This window comes from Rhodoplanes roseus (assembly GCF_003258865.1).
Taxonomy (GTDB): Bacteria; Pseudomonadota; Alphaproteobacteria; order Rhizobiales; family Xanthobacteraceae; genus Rhodoplanes; species Rhodoplanes roseus.
In genome coordinates this window covers 1-244 of sequence record NZ_NPEX01000965.1, presented here as the reverse complement: position 1 = coordinate 244, position 244 = coordinate 1, and the positions used below count along the sequence as shown (strand labels likewise).

The 244-nt window shown below is 63.5% G+C and carries 1 protein-coding gene; it reads left to right on the top strand.

Annotated elements, in window-relative coordinates; translation table 11 throughout:
* On the top strand, positions 1-244 hold a 244-nt coding region (locus CH341_RS33200; RefSeq protein WP_245431364.1), incomplete at both ends, for a lyase family protein.

The following is a 244-nucleotide window of genomic DNA, read 5'->3' as shown; positions in this document are numbered from 1 at the left end:
AGTCTGGGAAAAGGGCGGCGCCGCCACCTTCGATGTGGAACGCATCGACGAAATCGAGCGCGAGGTGAAGCACGACGTCATCGCCTTCCTCACGCATCTTTCGGAGATCGTCGGGCCGGAAGCGCGTTTCGTCCATCAGGGGATGACGTCGTCCGACGTCCTCGACACCTGTCTCTCAGTGCAGCTCGCGCGTGCGGCGGATCTCCTGCTCGCGGATCTCGACCGTCTGCTCGAGGCGCTGAAG